This is a genomic window from Streptomyces sp. NPDC096205, assembly GCF_044763135.1.
Taxonomy (GTDB): Bacteria; Actinomycetota; Actinomycetes; order Streptomycetales; family Streptomycetaceae; genus Streptomyces.
Genome location: NZ_JBIWFS010000014.1, coordinates 141,121 through 157,097, shown reverse-complemented (window position 1 = coordinate 157,097; position 15,977 = coordinate 141,121). Strand labels below are relative to the sequence as shown.

Below are 15,977 nucleotides of genomic sequence, written 5' to 3'. Positions count from 1 at the left end.
ACTGCAGGGGGGACCCTGTGGGAGAGTAGGACGCCGCCGAACAATCATTGAAGAAAAGGCTCACACCTTATGGTGTGGGCCTTTTCTGCGTTTACGGGAAAATGCAACCTGCCGTAGGAATAGGAGGGGGCTCTCCGAAGAGAGCCCCTCTGCTCTCAAAGCCGACCAGCCGTCTTCAATGCCAGGTAGGCGTCCGCCAGGGCCGGAGCGAGTTCGTCCGGAGTGGCGTCGACGACCGTGACGCCGTGGCGGCGGAGTTGCTCCGTGGTGCGGTTGCGCTCCGCCTGGGACTGGGCGGCGGCTGCGGCTTCGTAGACCGCGTCCGTGTTGCCCCTCGCTTTGGCCATGCCGGCGATGTGCGGGTCGGCCACCGACGCCAGCAGGACGGTGTGGCGCTGGGTGAGCCGGCCGAGGACGGGGAGGAGGCCCTCCTCGATCGGGGCCGCGTCGAGAGTGGTCAGCAGGACGATCAGGGAGCGACGCGGGGCGGACCGTAGAGCAGTGGCCGTAAGGCCTCGGGCGTCGGTCTCGAGGAGCTCGGGTTCCAGCGTGGCCATGGCGTTGACCAGGGACGGGAGGAGGTCTCCTGCCGTGCGGCCCTGGACGAGGGCGCGGATGCGGCGGTCGTAGGCCAGCATGTCGACTCGGTCGCCGGCGCGGGAGGCCAGGGCGGCCAGAAGCAGTGCGGCGTCCATGGAGGCGTCGAGGCGTGGGGCGTCTCCCACGCGGCCCGCTGAGGTGCGGCCGGTGTCGAGCACCAGGAGGATGTGGCGGTCGCGTTCAGGGCGCCAGGTGCGTACGGCGACCGTGGTCTGGCGGGCGGTGGCGCGCCAGTCGATGGACCGGGTGTCGTCGCCGGGGACGTACTCGCGGAGGCTGTCGAATTCCGTGCCCTCGCCGCGTTGCAGGACGCTGGTGCGGCCGTCGAGTTCGCGCAGGCGGGCCAGCTTCGAGGGCAGGTGCTTGCGGCTGGTGAACGGGGGCAGGACGCGTACCGCCCAGGGGACGACGTGGGTGCCCTGGCGGGTGAAGAGGCCGAGGGGGCCGTAGGAGCGGATGGTGACGCGGTCGGCTCGGCGTTCGCCTCGGCGGGTGGGCCGTAGGCGGGTCGTGGCGCGGCGGCGTTCGCCTGCGGGGACCGTCAGGCGGTGGCGGGAGGCCTCGGCCTCGGTGCCGGGCTGCCAGCTGCTGGGGGGCCAGGCGTCGCGGAGGTGGGCGCGCAGGGGGCGGCGGGACGGGTTGGTGACCGTCAGGGTGACGTCGGCCGTGTCGCCGAGGCGGACCGAGGTGTCGCCGGAGCGGGTCAGGCCGAGGCGGCGTACGGGGGCCGCCAGGGCGTAGTCGCAGGCGCAGGCCAGGGCGAGGGGGCCGTTCACGGCGAGGATGCCCGTCCAGCTGGGCTCCCAGATGCCGACGGGGAGGGAGCCGAGGGCCGCGAGGAGGGCGGCGCGTCCGGTGAGTGCCATCAGCGGGGGACGGGGACGTGGGACAGGATCGCGGTGATGACCGAGTCGGCGGTCACGCCTTCCATCTCGGCTTCGGGGCGCAGTTGGACGCGGTGGCGGAGGGTCGGGAGGGCGAGTGCCTTGACGTCGTCGGGGGTGACGTAGTCGCGGCCGGTGAGCCATGCCCACGCGCGCGAGGTGGCGAGGAGGGCGGTGGCGCCGCGGGGGGAGACGCCCAGGGTGAGGGAGGGCGACTCGCGGGTGGCGCGGCAGATGTCGACGACGTAGGCGGTGATCTCGGGAGAGACGGTCGTCTTGGCGACGGCGGCGCGGGCGGCTTCCAGGTCGGCGGCGGTCGCGACGGGGCGTACGCCGGCGGCCTTGAGGTCGCGCGGGTTGAAGCCGGCGGCGTGGCGGGTGAGGACGTCGATCTCGTCCTGCCGTGAGGGCAGAGGGATCGTCAGCTTCAGCAGGAAGCGGTCCAGTTGGGCTTCGGGGAGGGGGTACGTGCCCTCGTACTCGACCGGGTTCTGGGTCGCCGCGACCAGGAACGGGTCGGGGAGCAGGCGGGGGGTGCCGTCGACGGTGACCTGGCGTTCCTCCATGGCCTCCAGGAGGGACGACTGGGTCTTCGGGGGCGTGCGGTTGATCTCGTCGGCGAGGAGGAGGTTGGTGAAGACGGGGCCGGGCTGGAAGGAGAACTCGGCGGTGCGGGCGTCGTAGACGAGGGAGCCCGTGACGTCGCTCGGCATGAGGTCGGGGGTGAACTGGACGCGCTTGGTGTCCAGTTCCAGTGAAGATGCGAGCGCGCGGACGAGCAACGTTTTGGCGACTCCAGGGACTCCTTCAAGGAGAACGTGTCCGCGGCAGAGGAGGGCGACTACGAGACCGGTGACGGCGGGGTCCTGGCCGACCACGGCCTTGGCGATCTCGGCGCGCAGGGCCTCCAGAGCGGCCCGGGGGTCGCCCGAATGCCCGGTCTGCCCGGCGTTGTCAGTGGTCGGGTCCATCATGGACGGCGTACCTCTCTTTCGAGGGCGTCGAGTTGGTCGGTGAGTGCGATCAGAGCTGCGTCGTCGCTGGGCGGCGGGCCGAAGAGGAGGGTGTGCAGGGGCTGTCCGTCCCGGTGGAGGTGGGTGGACAGAGCCGGCAGCAGGGCTTCGGGGGAGTGTGCCTGGGAGACGGGGACGCCTACGAGGGGAGCGAGGCGGGTGCGGGTGGTGGAGCGAAGAGCGGCGGCCGCGCGGTCGCGGGCGTTGGCCTTGCGGTAGAGGCGGGCTCGGCCTTCGACGGTTTCGGAGGCGCGGATCGCCACGGGGAGTTGTTCGGGCACGAGGGGGCCCAGTCGGCGTGCCCGCCAGAGGGCGGCGAGGGCTGCGGCGATGAAGAGTTGCAGGGTGCCCCAGAGCCAGCCCGAGGGGAGCAGGTCGAAGAAGCCGCGCTCGTCGTCGCCGGTGTCGGTGGCCGAGCTGTCGGAGAGCGAGGGGAGGTACCAGACGAGATGGGGCCGGGAGCCGAGGAGTTGGAGGGCGAGCGAGGCGTTGCCCTGCTCGTCGAGGTGGTCGTTGACGAGGATGTCGGTCGCGCCGAGGACGACCGTGTCGCCGTCCCCGGTCGTGTCGGGGATGCGGACCAGGGTGGGCAGGCGTCTGCTGGGGTAGCACTCGTCGGCGTCGGGGCGGGTGACGGTGTAGCGGATGCCGCCGGTGTCGGCGTCGCCCGCGCGCCGGGCCTCGGGGAGCGGGCAGCCGGCGGAGAGCGTGGTGTCGATGCTGGTTGCGGGGTCCGCGGTGACCCCGGGGGCGAGGCCTTCTACGGAGGCGATGCCGGGGGCGACGAGGACGGTGCGCCCGCCGGAGGCGGCGGTCGCGAGGAGCAGCCGGGCCTGTTGACGGTCGGTCAGCAGGTCGGGGACGGCGACCAGGAGGGTCGTGTCGGGTGCCGCCGCGGCGCGGGCCTCGTCGAGGGTGGTGACCGTGCGGGTGTCGACGCCGCGGTCGGCGAGGAGTTCGGCGACGGCCCGGCTGCCCTGCGGGGCGGCGGAGCGCGGGTCGAGGGCGCCGGTGCGGGTGTCGGAGCGGATGAGAGCGAGGACCACCGCACCGGCGACGAGCAGCGCGAGCGCGAGGGCGATGCCCCGCGTGCGGGTCCACACTTGGCGGGCTGTGGGCGAGACGGACGTGGTGGGGAGCGTGGTGTCGGCGGTCATCCGGCTGCTCCCTGGCGGCTGTTGTCGGCCGTGCTCGCCGTACTGCTGTCGCTCAGTTGGGGTTTGGTGCGTTCCAGGTCGCGGTCGAGTTCGGCGATGTCGCGGTACGACGTCCCGGTCGCTGTGCGGCCGCCGTATGTGACGTCGTCGAAGTGCCGGGCGGCGGCGCGCAGTCGGTCGGTGTGGGCGGGCAGGGCGCGGCCCGCGGCGGCGGCTGCCTCGTCGGCGGTGCGGCCTGGCCGGGCGTCGAGCAGGGCGCGTTCCTCCAGGGAGCGGACGATGGCCCGCATGCGTTCCTGGACGGCCTGGTCGAAGTGGCCCTGGGCGGCGTGTGCCTCTGCTGCGGCGCGATGTTCGGCGGCGCTGCGGGGGCGGTCGTCGAACAGGGCGGGGGCGGAGACGGGGCCGCGCTGCGGCGTGCCCAGGCGCCACCACAGGGCGCCGAGCACGGCGAGGACGGCCAGCACGATGACGACGAGTCCGAGTGTCCCGCCGGGGGCCAGGCCGCCCGCTGCCTCGAAGGTGCTGCCGAGCCAGTCCCAGAAGGCGTCGAAGGCGCGTTCCAGCAGGCTCGGTTCGTTCTCGTGGTACATCCGCTTGGCCAGCTCACGCCGGGCCGCCTCCCGCGCGGGGTCGCGCGGGACGGTCAGGGGCGGCTCGGTGTCACCGGTTCGCGCCAGGATGGGCAGCGCTGCGAGAACTCCCCCCGTCAGGATCACCGCATCAGCTCCCGGTGGGGGCGCCGTGGCCCTGGACGCCGGCGGCGCGGGCCAGGTCGAGGTCGAGGGCCTCGCGGCGGATGCGCTGGTCGATGTAGAGGAGCACGGTCACACCGGCCGAGATCGGGTAGGTGATCATGGAGCCGATCACCGAGCCGATGCCGCTGATGATGAGGTACGTCCAGCCGAACTCGGCGTTGCCGGTGAGGAGGTTGCTGACGCCGTCGTCGCTGACGAGCAGGGCGACGACAGCGAACGGTACGGCGATGACCATGGCGACGACGTTCGCGATGATCACAGCGAGCAGCTGGATGCCGAAGATGCGCCACCAGGAACCGCGGACGAGTTTCACGGAGCGGCTCATGGCCTTCCGGATGCTCTGCTTCTCGAGCATCAGGGCGGGCGAGGCCAGCGAGAAGCGGATCATCAGCCACAGCACGAGGACGAAGGCCCCGGCGAGGCCCAGGAAGACGAGCGTGACCGCGGCGGGCGGGGAGCCGGCCAGGCCGGCGAGGGCGCCGGGCAGGAGGCCCACGGCGAAGATGCCGGTGGCGATGAGCGGCAGCAGCAGGAGCAGGCCGAGCAGCTTGAGCACCTGCGGGCGGGCGTCGCGCCAGGCCTCCTTGGCGGTGACGGGCTTGCCGAGGACGGCGCGGCTGGTGACGGCGGTGAGCAGGGCGGTCACCGCGACCGTGGCGATCAGTGTCACCAGGGACAGCAGGGCCAGGCCGAGCAGGCTCTCGCCCATGGCGCGGGTGACCTCTTCGAGGCTGGCGTCGGGGTCGCTGAGGCTGTCGGTGCTGGCGGTGTCGTTCAGGACGAAGCCCTGGAGCAGGATGACGACGATCTCGGTGAGGACCGCGATGGTCAGCGAGATGCCAAGGACCGTGCGCCAGTAGGTGCGCATGGTGGAGACGGCTCCGTCGAGTATCTCGCCGACGCCGAGGGGGCGCAGCGGGATCACGCCGGGCTTGGCCGCGGGCGGCGGGCCGCCCCAGGGCGTGCCCCAGCCGCCGGGGGCGCCAGGGTGGCCGCCGTACCCGCCCGGACCTGCGGGGCCTCCCCAGCTGCCGGGAGCGCCGGGGGGCGGGGTGCCCCAGCCCGGGCCGGGCGGTGGGGGCGGCGGGGTCCGGCCCTGGCCGGTGGGGGCGGACCACTGTCCGGGCGGCGGTTGCTGCTGCGACCACTGCGCGCCGGGTGCCGGTGGCTGGTCGGCCGGTTGCGCGGGTGCCGTCGGCTGGTCGGCGGGCTGCGTGGGAGTCGGGCGGTCGGCGGGCTCGGGGGAGCCGGATGCGCCGGGTTGCTGCCCGTCGGACGGGGCGGATCCGGGCGAGGCCCAGCCCGGAGTGTCGTTCATCGTCGCTCCTTCACGGTGCCCGTCCGCGGTCGCGGCGGCAGGTTGGCCAACATCGTGCCATGGGGCCGTCGGGGAGGGACCGGCCGCGGTAGGGGCTGTGCACCTTCAATTGTCCGCCGGATACGGGGCAGACTGACCGCATGGCTGATCAGTACGCGCAATCCGGCGAGGACGGCCGGCCGACCGGAATACCTGTCATCCGCTGGGAGGAGCCGCCCGAAGGGCCCGTGGTGGTCCTGCTCGACCAGACGCGGCTGCCCACCGAGGAAGTCGAGTTGGTGTGCACGGACGCGCCCGCGCTGGTGGAGGCGATCCGTTCGCTCGCCGTGCGCGGGGCGCCGCTGCTCGGGATCGCGGGGGCGTACGGTGTCGCGCTCGCCGCCGCCCGTGGCTTCGACGTGGACGAGGCCGCTGTCGCGTTGGCCGGGGCCCGGCCGACCGCGGTGAACCTGTCCGTCGGTGTGCGCCGTGCGCAGGCCGCCCATCAGGAGGCGGTTGCCCGCGGTGCCGGTCCGGAGCAGGCCGCGGTGGCCGCCCTGGCGGCGGCACGGCAGCTGCACCGAGAGGACGCCGAGGCCAGCGCCCGGATGGCCGCGCACGGGCTGGCGCTGCTCGACGAGCTCCTGCCCGGTGGCGGGCACCGGATCCTCACGCACTGCAACACCGGGTCGCTGGTGTCGGGCGGTGAGGGCACGGCGTTCGCGGTGGCGCTCGCCGCGCACCGGCAGGGAGAGCTCAGGCGGCTGTGGGTCGATGAGACGCGGCCTCTGCTGCAGGGTGCTCGCCTGACGGCGTACGAGGCGGCGCGCAGCGGCATGGCGTACACCCTGCTCACGGACAACGCGGCGGGTTCGCTGTTCGCGGCAGGCGAGGTGGACGCGGTGCTGATCGGGGCGGACCGCATCGCGGCCGACGGGTCGGTGGCGAACAAGGTGGGGAGCTATCCGCTCGCGGTGCTCGCGCGCTATCACCATGTGCCGTTCATCGTGGTGGCGCCGGTGACCACCGTGGATCTGGGGACGCCCGACGGGGCGTCGATCGAGGTCGAGCAGCGCCCCGGCTTCGAGGTGACCGAGGTCACAGCGCCTCAGGTGTCGGTGTCCGGACAGGGCGGCGGGATCGCGGTGGCGCCGCTGGGGACGCAGGCGTACAACCCGGCGTTCGATGTGACGCCGCCGGAGCTGGTGACGGCGATCGTCACCGAAGAGGGTGCCGTTTCGCCCGTGACGGCCGAGGGGCTGGCCGAGCTGTGCGCCAGGTCCGGACAGGTGCCGATCGCTTAGGCCGGGGCCGTGCCTGCCGGGGGCAGTGGACGCCGTCGGCGTCCGCCCCGGCGGGCGCGGGCAGACAGTGACCGCGTCGTACGACTATCGTCACTGGCCAGTGACCTCGCTCACCAGCGTGTCTGTCGCCGTTATGAGAATGGGATGATGTCGTTTATGAAGGGACGAGTCCTTGTCGTCGACGACGACAGCGCACTGGCCGAGATGCTGGGCATCGTGCTGCGCGGGGAAGGTTTTGAGCCGTCTTTCGTAGCCGACGGCGACAAGGCGCTGGCCGCTTTCCGCGAGGCCAAGCCGGATCTGGTGCTGCTGGATCTGATGCTGCCCGGCCGCGACGGCATCGAGGTGTGCCGCCTGATCAGGGCGGAGTCCGGGGTGCCGATCGTGATGCTGACGGCCAAGAGCGACACCGTCGATGTGGTGGTGGGGCTCGAGTCCGGGGCCGACGACTACATCGTCAAGCCGTTCAAGCCCAAGGAGCTGGTGGCCCGTATCCGGGCGCGGCTGCGCAGGTCGGAGGAGCCGGCGCCGGAGCAGCTCGCCATCGGTGACCTGGTGATCGACGTGGCCGGGCACTCCGTGAAGCGGGACGGGCAGTCGATCGCGCTGACGCCGCTGGAGTTCGACCTGCTGGTGGCGCTGGCGCGCAAGCCGTGGCAGGTGTTCACGCGTGAGGTGCTCCTGGAGCAGGTGTGGGGCTACCGGCACGCGGCGGACACGCGCCTGGTGAACGTACATGTGCAGCGGCTGCGCTCGAAGGTCGAGAAGGACCCGGAGCGGCCGGAGATCGTGGTGACCGTCCGTGGCGTCGGTTACAAGGCCGGACCGAGCTGACATGTCCGGGGACAGCGCCGCTTCGGCCCCCGGACGCTCCGGGGCCCGTCCCGGGCGGCCTGTCGGCCGGAGGAGGGCGTCCTCGCGCTGGGGACGGTTCCTGGAGGGCGGGCTGCTGCAGGGCGGAGTCCAGGGCAGCCCGGTCCTGAGGTTGTTCATGCGCTGGGTGCGCCGGCCGCTGCTGCCGGTGATGCGGCTGTGGCGGCGCAACATCCAGCTCAAGGTGGTCGTCACGACCCTGCTGATGTCGCTGGGCGTCGTACTGCTGCTGGGCTTCGTCGTGATCGGGCAGGTGCGCAACGGCCTGCTGGACGCCAAGGTGAAGGCTGCCCAGAGCCAGGCCACGGGTGGCTTCACGGTGGCCAAGCAGAGGGCCGACGAGGCCGCCAGCGCCACCGCCGACGACGCGCCCGGGGTGGACGGCCGGCCGGAGCAGAACGTCATCCAATGGATGAGCGACCTCGTCGGCTCGCTCTCCAGCGGCGGTCAGGGCGCGTTCGACGTGGTGACCATGCCCGTCGGGGACGACGGCGGCAGCGGGCGCAGTCCGCGGGCCTCCGGCGGCGTGAAGCCCGACAAGAGCATCCCCGCTGACCTGCGCGAGCGCATCGGGGGCGGCGAGGCCGCGCAGAAGTACACGCGCGTGTACTACAGCGAGCGCGGCAAGGAGTCCCAGCCGGCGCTCGTCATCGGCAAGGAGGTCAACGACCCCAACGGCGACCCGTACCAGCTGTACTACCTCTTCCCGCTCACGCAGGAGGAGAAGTCGCTCAGCCTGGTCAAGGGCACGCTGGCGACCGCCGGTGTCTTCGTCGTCGTCCTGCTCGGGGCGATCGCCTGGCTGGTGGTGCGGCAGGTCGTCACGCCGGTGCGGATGGCCGCGGGGGTCGCCGAGCGGCTGTCGGCCGGGCGGCTCCAGGAGCGGATGAAGGTCACCGGCGAGGACGACATCGCGCGTCTGGGCGAGGCCTTCAACAAGATGGCGCAGAACCTCCAGCTGAAGATCCAGCAGCTGGAGGACCTGTCGAGGATGCAGCGGCGGTTCGTGTCGGACGTGTCGCACGAGCTGCGGACGCCGCTGACGACCGTACGGATGGCCGCCGATGTCATCCATGAGGCACGCGAGGACTTCGACCCGGTGACCGCGCGGTCGGCGGAACTGCTCGCCGACCAGCTCGACCGGTTCGAGTCGCTGCTCGCGGACCTGCTGGAGATCAGCCGGTTCGACGCGGGCGCGGCGGCGCTGGAGGCGGAGCCGATCGACCTCAGGGAGGTCGTGCGGCGGGTGGTCAGCGGGGCCGCGCCGCTCGCGGACCGCAAGGGCAGCGAGATCCGGGTCGTGGGCGACCAGCAGCCCGTCGTCGCCGAGGCGGACGCCCGGCGGGTGGAGCGCGTGCTGCGCAACCTCGTCGTCAACGCAGTGGAGCACGGCGAGGGCAGGGACGTCGTGGTCAAGCTGGCCGCGGCGGGCGGGGCGGTCGCGGTCGCGGTGCGCGACTACGGCGTCGGACTCAAGCCCGGCGAGGCCACGCGCGTGTTCAGCCGCTTCTGGCGCGCCGACCCGGCACGCGCGCGTACCACCGGCGGTACGGGACTGGGTCTGTCCATCGCCCTGGAGGACGCCCGGCTGCACGGCGGCTGGCTGCAGGCGTGGGGTGAGCCGGGCGGCGGGTCGCAGTTCCGCCTGACGCTGCCGCGCACCGCGGACGAGCCGCTGCGGGGCTCGCCGATACCGCTGGAGCCCAAGGACTCGCGGCGCAACCGCGGACTGGACGGGGCGGGGCTGCCACGCGGCGAGAAGAGTGCCACTGTGCCCGCGCAGCAGCCGGCCGGTCAGGCTCCGCTGGACCGGATCGGGCCGCGCACGGCCGCCGCGCCGCCCTCGGCCGATCCCACCGCGCTGCCGGGCAACGGCGCGCGCGTGGTGTCCCGGCCCCCGGGCGGCGCACGGCCGGCGGACGAGCCGCCCGCGTCGCGGCCGGGTACGGCACGGACGGAGCCGGACGAGCAAGGGGAGGCATTTCGTGGGCGCTGACCGCGAGGGGGGCGCCCGGCGGATGCCGCGGCGCGCGGTGGCCTACGCCGCCTGTGGTGTCGTACTGCTGTCCGGATGCGCGTCGATGCCCGACGACGGGGAGCTGCGCGGGGTGGACTACACGCCGCGGCAGGACTCGCAGGTACGGGTGTTCGCGGTGCCGCCGGCGGAGGACGCCACCCCGCAGGACATCGTGGACGGCTTCCTTGAGGCGCTGACCAGCGACGACCCGCACTATGAGACGGCGAGGCTGTATCTGACGCCCGCGGCGGCGAAGAAGTGGGAGCCGGAGCGCTCCACCACGGTCCTCGCCAACGGCATGGAGACCTACGTCGACGCCGCGGAGAACCGGGACAGCGGGTCCTCCTACTACGTGACGCTGAGCGGCACCCAGATCGGCGCGCTCGACGCGCAGGAGTCGTACAGCCCGGCCGGGGGCGACTACCGGCGGCAGATCCAGCTGTCGCGCAGCAAGAAGACCGGGCAGTGGCGCATCACCAGGCCGCCGCAGGGCATCGTGATCGGCCAGTCGGACTTCCAGCGCAACTACATGTCCGTCAACAAGTACTACTTCGCCTCCAACGGCGTGGCGGGGACTCCGTCGCGGCCGATGGCCGTGGCCGACCCGGTGTACGTACGCGAGCGGGTGGACCCCATGACGCACATGGTGCGTTCGCTGCTGGACGGCCCCACGGTGTGGCTCGACCAGGTCGTCAGGACGAGCTTTCCCACCGGCGCGAAGCTGAAGGCGGGCGTGGAGGCGCTGGCGCCCGACGATCAGAACAAGCTGACCGTGCCGCTGAACGACAGCGCCGCGCGGGTCGGGCCGGCCAAGTGCCGTGAGATGGCTGCGCAGTTGCTGTTCACACTGCAGAACCTCACCTCCGCGGTGGACCAGATCGAGCTGGAGGCGGCCGGGCGGCAGCTGTGCCTGGTCACCGACGACGGCGCGGAGGCAGCGGCCGCGCGCGGTGCGACCGAGCGTCCGGGTTACCTGTACTTCCTGGACGGCAGGCACCGGCTGGTACGGATGCCGGCCGGCAGCGAGGACAAGGAGGCGCCGGCGGTGCCGGGCGCGCTCGGCACCGGGGCGAAGCAGCTGTGGGCGGCAGCGGTGTCGCGGCGCGAGGACCTCGCGGCCGGGGTGAGCCTGGACCGCCACGAGCTGTACGTCTCGCCGCTGGAGTCCGAGGGTGCGCTCGGGGAGCCCCTGCTGGTCAGCCAGGGCAAAGCGGAGACCGACCGGCTGACCGCGCCGAGCTGGGACGCCGCGGGGAACCTGTGGGTGGCCGACCGGGACCCGAAGCGTCCGCGGTTGCTGGTGTTCGACGACGGCAAGGGCAAGCCGCTGGAGGTGGAGACGCCCGGGCTCGACGGCCGTATCGACTCGCTGCGGGTGGCCGCCGACGGGGTGCGGATCGCTCTCGTGGTGGAGAAGGACAAGCGGCAGTCGCTGCTGATCGGGCGCATAGAGCGGTCCGACAAGCCGGCCGAGTCCGATGAGCGGGCCCGTATGTCGGTGATCGAACTGCGCTCCGCCACCCCGGTGTTGGAGGAGGTCACCACCATGTCCTGGGTCGGCGAGAGCCGGCTGGTGGTGGTGGGGACCGAGCAGGGGGGCGTGCAGCAGATGCAGTACGTCCAGGTCGACGGCTCCACCCCGGAGGCGCCCGCGCCCGCGGCGCTCACGGGCGTGGAGGAGATCGCCGGGACCGAGGACGGCGGGGCGCCGCTGGTGGCCCACTCGGAGGACGGGATCGTGCGGATGCCCACGGGAGAGCAGTGGCAGAAGGTCGTCAAGGACGGCTCGGCGCCGGTGTATCCCGGGTGACGCGCTGAGATTGTGTACGGCGTTCACGGCCGTTCTGCCGGGCTGGGTCCGGCGGGGCGGCCGTTTTCGTGCGGTCCCTCGCGGGCCGCGGAGTTTTCCACAGGGAGTTATCCACAGGGGTGGCCGGTCGGCGCGGGCGTTGGCACAGTGGTCGCCATGCGGGGGTGGTGGCAGGACCTCACGGATCTGGTGCTGCCGGCCGAGTGCGCAGGCTGTGGCAGGCCGCGTACGGTGCTCTGCCCGGAGTGCCGTGCCGTCCTGAGCGGTGCCGCACCGCGCCGGGTGCGGCCGGTGCCGGAGCCGACCGGGCTGCCGGCCGTGCACGCGGCCGCGTGGTACGAGGACGAGGTACGGGCCGTGCTGCTGGCCCACAAGGAGCGCGGGGCCCTGTCCCTGGCGCGGCCGCTGGGCGCGGCCCTCGCGGGCGCGGTACGGGCAGGCTTGCCCCGTCCGGTGGCCTCGGGGCTCGGGCCCGACCGGCCGGTGCTGCTGGTGCCTGTGCCGTCCGGGCGTGGGGTCGTGCGGGCGCGGGGGCACGATCCCGCGCGGCGGATCGCGCTGGCGGCGGCCGGGGAGCTGCGGCGGGGCGGCACACCGGTCCGGGTGGTGTCCGTGCTGCGGCAGCGCCGGCCGGTGGCCGACCAGGCGGGGCTCAACTCCCGGCAGCGGCAGCGCAATCTCTCCGGTGCGCTGAGCGTGGTGCGCGGCGGGGCCGGGCTGCTGCGGGGCGGCACGGTGGTGCTCGTCGACGACCTGATGACCACCGGGGCGTCGCTGGCGGAGGCGGCGCGAGCCGTGCGCGAGGCCCTGGACGGGGCGGAGGGCGTGGCCGGTTCTGGGTACCGCGATGTGATGACGGCCGTGTACGCGGGGGTGAGTCGGGAAAGGACAGGGGAACAGATGACTGGAGGGACAGAAGGGAGCACGGGCGGACGAGGTGTCGCACCGGGAATGTCAGCGTCGAACACAGCCGGAGACGTGGTCTGCGCGGCTGTGGTCGCGGCCTCGCCTGATGCTTTCGCTATAAACCGGAACTGACTGAGAAGTTGCATCGTTGCAGGTAATGAGAGCGTCAATTCACCTGAACGGAGGTACGGCGCTGTAGAGGGTGACGACATCCGTCCGGGCGAGATATGTTCGGTTGTGAGAGAAAGCCGCAGGCCATCCCTCGCAAATCCGAATGCCGTGCCGCTGGTTTTCCGCAATCACCGCGGCGGCGGGGTGGAGATCCTGCCCATGGGGGAGGAGGAGGTGGAAGTCACCGAGTCCGCGGTTCCGGAACTGGCCGGAACCTGGTGCACAAGGGAGATGCTCCGCCACTGAGAGCGGGGCGATCCGGGAACGGAGTTCTGCGTGGACATCGTCGTCAAGGGCCGCAAGACCGAGGTGCCCGAGCGGTTCCGCAAGCACGTGGCCGAGAAGCTGAACCTGGACAAGATCCAGAAGCTCGATGGCAAGGTGATCAGCCTCGACGTCGAGGTGTCCAAGGAGCCCAACCCGCGACAGGCCGACCGCTGCGACCGAGTGGAGATCACGCTCCGCTCCCGCGGTCCGGTGATCAGGGCAGAGGCAGCGGCCAGTGACCCGTACGCGGCACTCGACCTCGCCGCGGAGAAGCTGGATGCCCGGCTGCGCAAGGAGCACGACAAGCGTCACACGCGCCGCGGGGCCCGCCGGCTGACAGCGGCCGAGGTTCCTGACCACGTTCCGGGCGCGGCGACGCTCAACGGCAACGGCCACACCGTCTCGGACGAGGAGCCGGGCGGAGTGCCGACCAAGAAGATCGGTTCGCTCGAGATCCAGGGCGAGGGCCCTCTCGTCGTCCGAGAGAAGACCCACGTCGCTTCCCCCATGACCCTCGACCAGGCCCTCTACGAGATGGAACTGGTCGGGCACGACTTCTACCTGTTCGTCGACTCCGAGACCAAGGAGCCCAGTGTCGTCTACCGGCGGCACGCCTACGACTACGGCGTGATCCACCTCAGCACCGACACGATGGTCACGCAGCCGCCCTCGCCCGAGGCGGGCGGTTCGATCGGCTGAGCCACCCGGATGACAGATCCGGTGCCCCTGGAGCGCGCGTGCGCCCCCAGGGGCACCGGTGTGCGACCGCACGCGCCCCGCTCTGTCACCTCGGTGTCGTCCAGGCATGAAATCATGGCCGCTACGGCTCAACCGATGGGCCGTTGCCTTGGGTTGGCGATGGCTCAGGACCACAGGCCACGGCCTTCAGGGGGAGGAACGATGGCGGACAGCTTCGGACCGATGCATGACGGGGATGCCGGCGACGGCGTCGCCGGCATGGGCCCGGACACAGGCCCACGACGCGCGGAGCCGATCCGGGTCCTGGTCGTCGACGACCACGCCCTCTTCCGGCGCGGCCTGGAGATCGTGCTCGCCGCCGAGGAGGACATCCAGGTCGTCGGGGAGGCCGGTGACGGGGCCGAGGCCGTCGACAAGGCCGCTGACCTGCTGCCCGACATCATCCTGATGGACGTACGGATGCCCAAGCGGGGCGGTATCGAGGCGTGCACCTCCATCAAGGAGGTGGCCCCCAGCGCGAAGATCATCATGCTGACAATCAGCGACGAGGAAGCCGACCTCTACGAGGCCATCAAGGCGGGCGCGACCGGCTATCTGCTCAAGGAGATCTCCACCGACGAAGTGGCCACCGCCATTCGCGCGGTGGCCGACGGACAGTCGCAGATCAGTCCCTCCATGGCGTCGAAACTGCTGACCGAGTTCAAGTCGATGATCCAGCGCACCGACGAGCGGCGGCTCGTGCCCGCGCCCCGGCTCACCGACCGTGAGCTGGAGGTCCTCAAACTCGTCGCCACGGGGATGAACAACCGCGATATCGCCAAGGAGTTGTTCATCTCCGAGAACACGGTCAAGAACCATGTGCGCAACATCCTGGAGAAACTGCAGCTGCACTCCAGGATGGAGGCGGTGGTGTACGCGATGCGGGAGAAGATTCTCGAGATCCGCTGACGCCGGCCGCTGAGGCCGAGGCTCGACCCAGGCCAGGCCCAGGCCCAGGCCCAGACCCAGGCTGTGCTTCAGCCGAGCAGGCGGGCCAGCTCCGCCGTGAGGGGTTCGCGCAGCTCGGGTGCCTCCACCCGCTCCAGTCGTACGTCCGTGCAGTCCACCCAGCTCGCCGCCTCGACCAGCGCCTGCGCCGCCGGTGCGACCGCCTTCGGGCCCTCCAGGGAGATCTGCCGCGCCACCAGGGTGCGGCCCTCGCGGGCCGGGTCGACCCGGCCGATGAGACGGCCGCCGGCGAGGAGGGGCATCGCGAAGTAGCCGTGGATCCGCTTCGGCTTGGGCACGTACGCCTCCAGCCGATGGGTGAAGCCGAAGATCCGCTCGGTGCGGGCGCGCTCCCAGATCAGCGAGTCGAACGGCGACAGCAGCGTCGTACGGTGCCGTCCGCGCGGGGGTGTGGCCAGCGCGGCCGGGTCCGCCCAGGCCGGCTTGCCCCAGCCCTCCACCGTCACCGGCACCAGGCCCGAATCGGCGATCACCGCGTCCACCTGCTCGCCCTTGAGGCGGTGGTAGTCGGCGATGTCCGCGCGCGTGCCCACGCCCAGGGCCTCGCCGGCCAGGCGGACCAGACGGCGCAGGCACTCGGTGTCGTCCAGCTCGTCGTGCAGCAGATGGCCGGGGACCGCGCGCTCGGCCAGGTCGTAGACCCGCTTCCAGCCGCGGCGCTCGACGCAGACCACCTCGCCGTACATCAGTGCGCGCTCGACGGCGACCTTCGTCCCCGACCAGTCCCACCACTCGCTGGTGCGCTTGGCACCGCCCAACTCGGTGGCGGTCAGCGGGCCTTCGGCGCGCAGCTGCTTGACGACCTGGTCGTAGACCCCGTCCGGCAGCTCGTGGTTCCACTGCGGGCGGGAGCGGTAGCCGCGGCGGCGGAAGGCGAAGTGCGGCCACTCCTCGATGGGCAGGATGCAGGCCGCGTGCGACCAGTACTCGAAGGCGTGCGTGTCCTTCCAATAGGCGTCCTCGACGGTTCTGCGGCCGACCGCGCCCAGACGCGCGTACGGGATCAGCTCATGGGAGCGGGCCAGCACCGAGATGGTGTCGAGCTGGACCGCGCCGAGATGCCGCAGCACCCCGCGCACGCCAGACCTGCGGTCGAGGGCGCCGAGGAAACCCTGGGCGCGCAGGGCCAGGCGGCGGGCCTCGTCGGCGGAGAGCTCTGCGATCGGGCGCGAGGTCGTCATGGCTCGCACGATAGGGCCTGCCACTGACAATG

Annotated in this window: 13 protein-coding genes; 7 read left to right on the top strand and 6 right to left on the bottom strand. The window is 72.1% G+C overall.

Annotation, left to right across the window (positions count from 1 at the left end):
• Positions 1 to 155: 155 nt before the first annotated feature.
• Genes ACIQ6Y_RS38595 through ACIQ6Y_RS38575 form a run of 5 tightly spaced genes read right to left on the bottom strand, consistent with a single transcriptional unit; the run spans position 156 to position 5,730 of the window.
• Positions 156 to 1,466, bottom strand: a complete 1,311-nt coding sequence (locus ACIQ6Y_RS38595) for a DUF58 domain-containing protein (RefSeq protein WP_404047358.1) — start codon at positions 1,464 to 1,466, stop codon at positions 156 to 158.
• Positions 1,466 to 2,455, bottom strand: coding sequence for an AAA family ATPase (locus ACIQ6Y_RS38590; RefSeq protein WP_404047356.1), 990 nt, complete (start codon positions 2,453 to 2,455; stop codon positions 1,466 to 1,468). The genes ACIQ6Y_RS38595 and ACIQ6Y_RS38590 overlap by 1 nt, the downstream gene beginning before the upstream one ends.
• On the bottom strand, positions 2,455 to 3,654 hold the full coding sequence (locus ACIQ6Y_RS38585; RefSeq protein ID WP_404047354.1) for a DUF4350 domain-containing protein: 1,200 nt from the start codon (positions 3,652 to 3,654) through the stop codon (positions 2,455 to 2,457). Before ACIQ6Y_RS38585 ends, ACIQ6Y_RS38590 begins: the two co-directional genes overlap by 1 nt.
• The gene (locus tag ACIQ6Y_RS38580; protein ID WP_404047352.1) at positions 3,651 to 4,373 is read right to left on the bottom strand and encodes a DUF4129 domain-containing protein; all 723 of its coding nucleotides are present in this window, start codon (positions 4,371 to 4,373) and stop codon (positions 3,651 to 3,653) included. Before ACIQ6Y_RS38580 ends, ACIQ6Y_RS38585 begins: the two co-directional genes overlap by 4 nt.
• A gap of 4 nt (positions 4,374 to 4,377) precedes the next feature.
• Positions 4,378 to 5,730: a glycerophosphoryl diester phosphodiesterase membrane domain-containing protein gene (locus ACIQ6Y_RS38575; RefSeq protein ID WP_404047349.1), complete on the bottom strand. Its 1,353-nt coding sequence runs from the start codon at positions 5,728 to 5,730 to the stop codon at positions 4,378 to 4,380.
• Between the two features lie 140 nt (positions 5,731 to 5,870).
• Between ACIQ6Y_RS38575 and mtnA the strand changes: the two genes are divergently transcribed.
• The 7 genes from mtnA (at position 5,871) to ACIQ6Y_RS38540 (ending at position 14,704) form a co-directional block, all read left to right on the top strand.
• Positions 5,871 to 7,013, top strand: coding sequence for an S-methyl-5-thioribose-1-phosphate isomerase (mtnA, locus tag ACIQ6Y_RS38570; protein ID WP_404047346.1), 1,143 nt, complete (start codon positions 5,871 to 5,873; stop codon positions 7,011 to 7,013).
• A 144-nt stretch (positions 7,014 to 7,157) separates the two neighbouring features.
• Positions 7,158 to 7,847, top strand: coding sequence for a two-component system response regulator MtrA (gene mtrA / locus ACIQ6Y_RS38565; RefSeq protein ID WP_355939974.1), 690 nt, complete (start codon positions 7,158 to 7,160; stop codon positions 7,845 to 7,847).
• Position 7,848: 1 nt separating this feature from the next.
• On the top strand, positions 7,849 to 9,882 hold the full coding sequence (gene mtrB, locus ACIQ6Y_RS38560) for an MtrAB system histidine kinase MtrB (protein WP_404047343.1): 2,034 nt from the start codon (positions 7,849 to 7,851) through the stop codon (positions 9,880 to 9,882).
• Positions 9,872 to 11,713, top strand: a complete 1,842-nt coding sequence (locus ACIQ6Y_RS38555) for an LpqB family beta-propeller domain-containing protein (protein ID WP_404047341.1) — start codon at positions 9,872 to 9,874, stop codon at positions 11,711 to 11,713. The genes mtrB and ACIQ6Y_RS38555 overlap by 11 nt, the downstream gene beginning before the upstream one ends.
• A 156-nt stretch (positions 11,714 to 11,869) precedes the next feature.
• Positions 11,870 to 12,751 (top strand): ComF family protein, encoded by an 882-nt coding sequence (locus tag ACIQ6Y_RS38550; protein WP_404047339.1) that lies wholly within the window; start codon positions 11,870 to 11,872, stop codon positions 12,749 to 12,751.
• Positions 12,752 to 13,066: 315 nt separating this feature from the next.
• Positions 13,067 to 13,756, top strand: coding sequence for a ribosome hibernation-promoting factor, HPF/YfiA family (gene hpf / locus ACIQ6Y_RS38545; RefSeq protein ID WP_404047336.1), 690 nt, complete (start codon positions 13,067 to 13,069; stop codon positions 13,754 to 13,756).
• Between the two features lie 201 nt (positions 13,757 to 13,957).
• Positions 13,958 to 14,704 (top strand): response regulator, encoded by a 747-nt coding sequence (locus ACIQ6Y_RS38540; protein WP_404047333.1) that lies wholly within the window; start codon positions 13,958 to 13,960, stop codon positions 14,702 to 14,704.
• Positions 14,705 to 14,772: 68 nt separating this feature from the next.
• Here the strand turns inward: ACIQ6Y_RS38540 and ACIQ6Y_RS38535 are convergent, their stop codons facing one another.
• The gene (locus ACIQ6Y_RS38535) at positions 14,773 to 15,945 is read right to left on the bottom strand and encodes a winged helix-turn-helix domain-containing protein (RefSeq protein ID WP_404047330.1); all 1,173 of its coding nucleotides are present in this window, start codon (positions 15,943 to 15,945) and stop codon (positions 14,773 to 14,775) included.
• Positions 15,946 to 15,977: the final 32 nt, after the last annotated feature.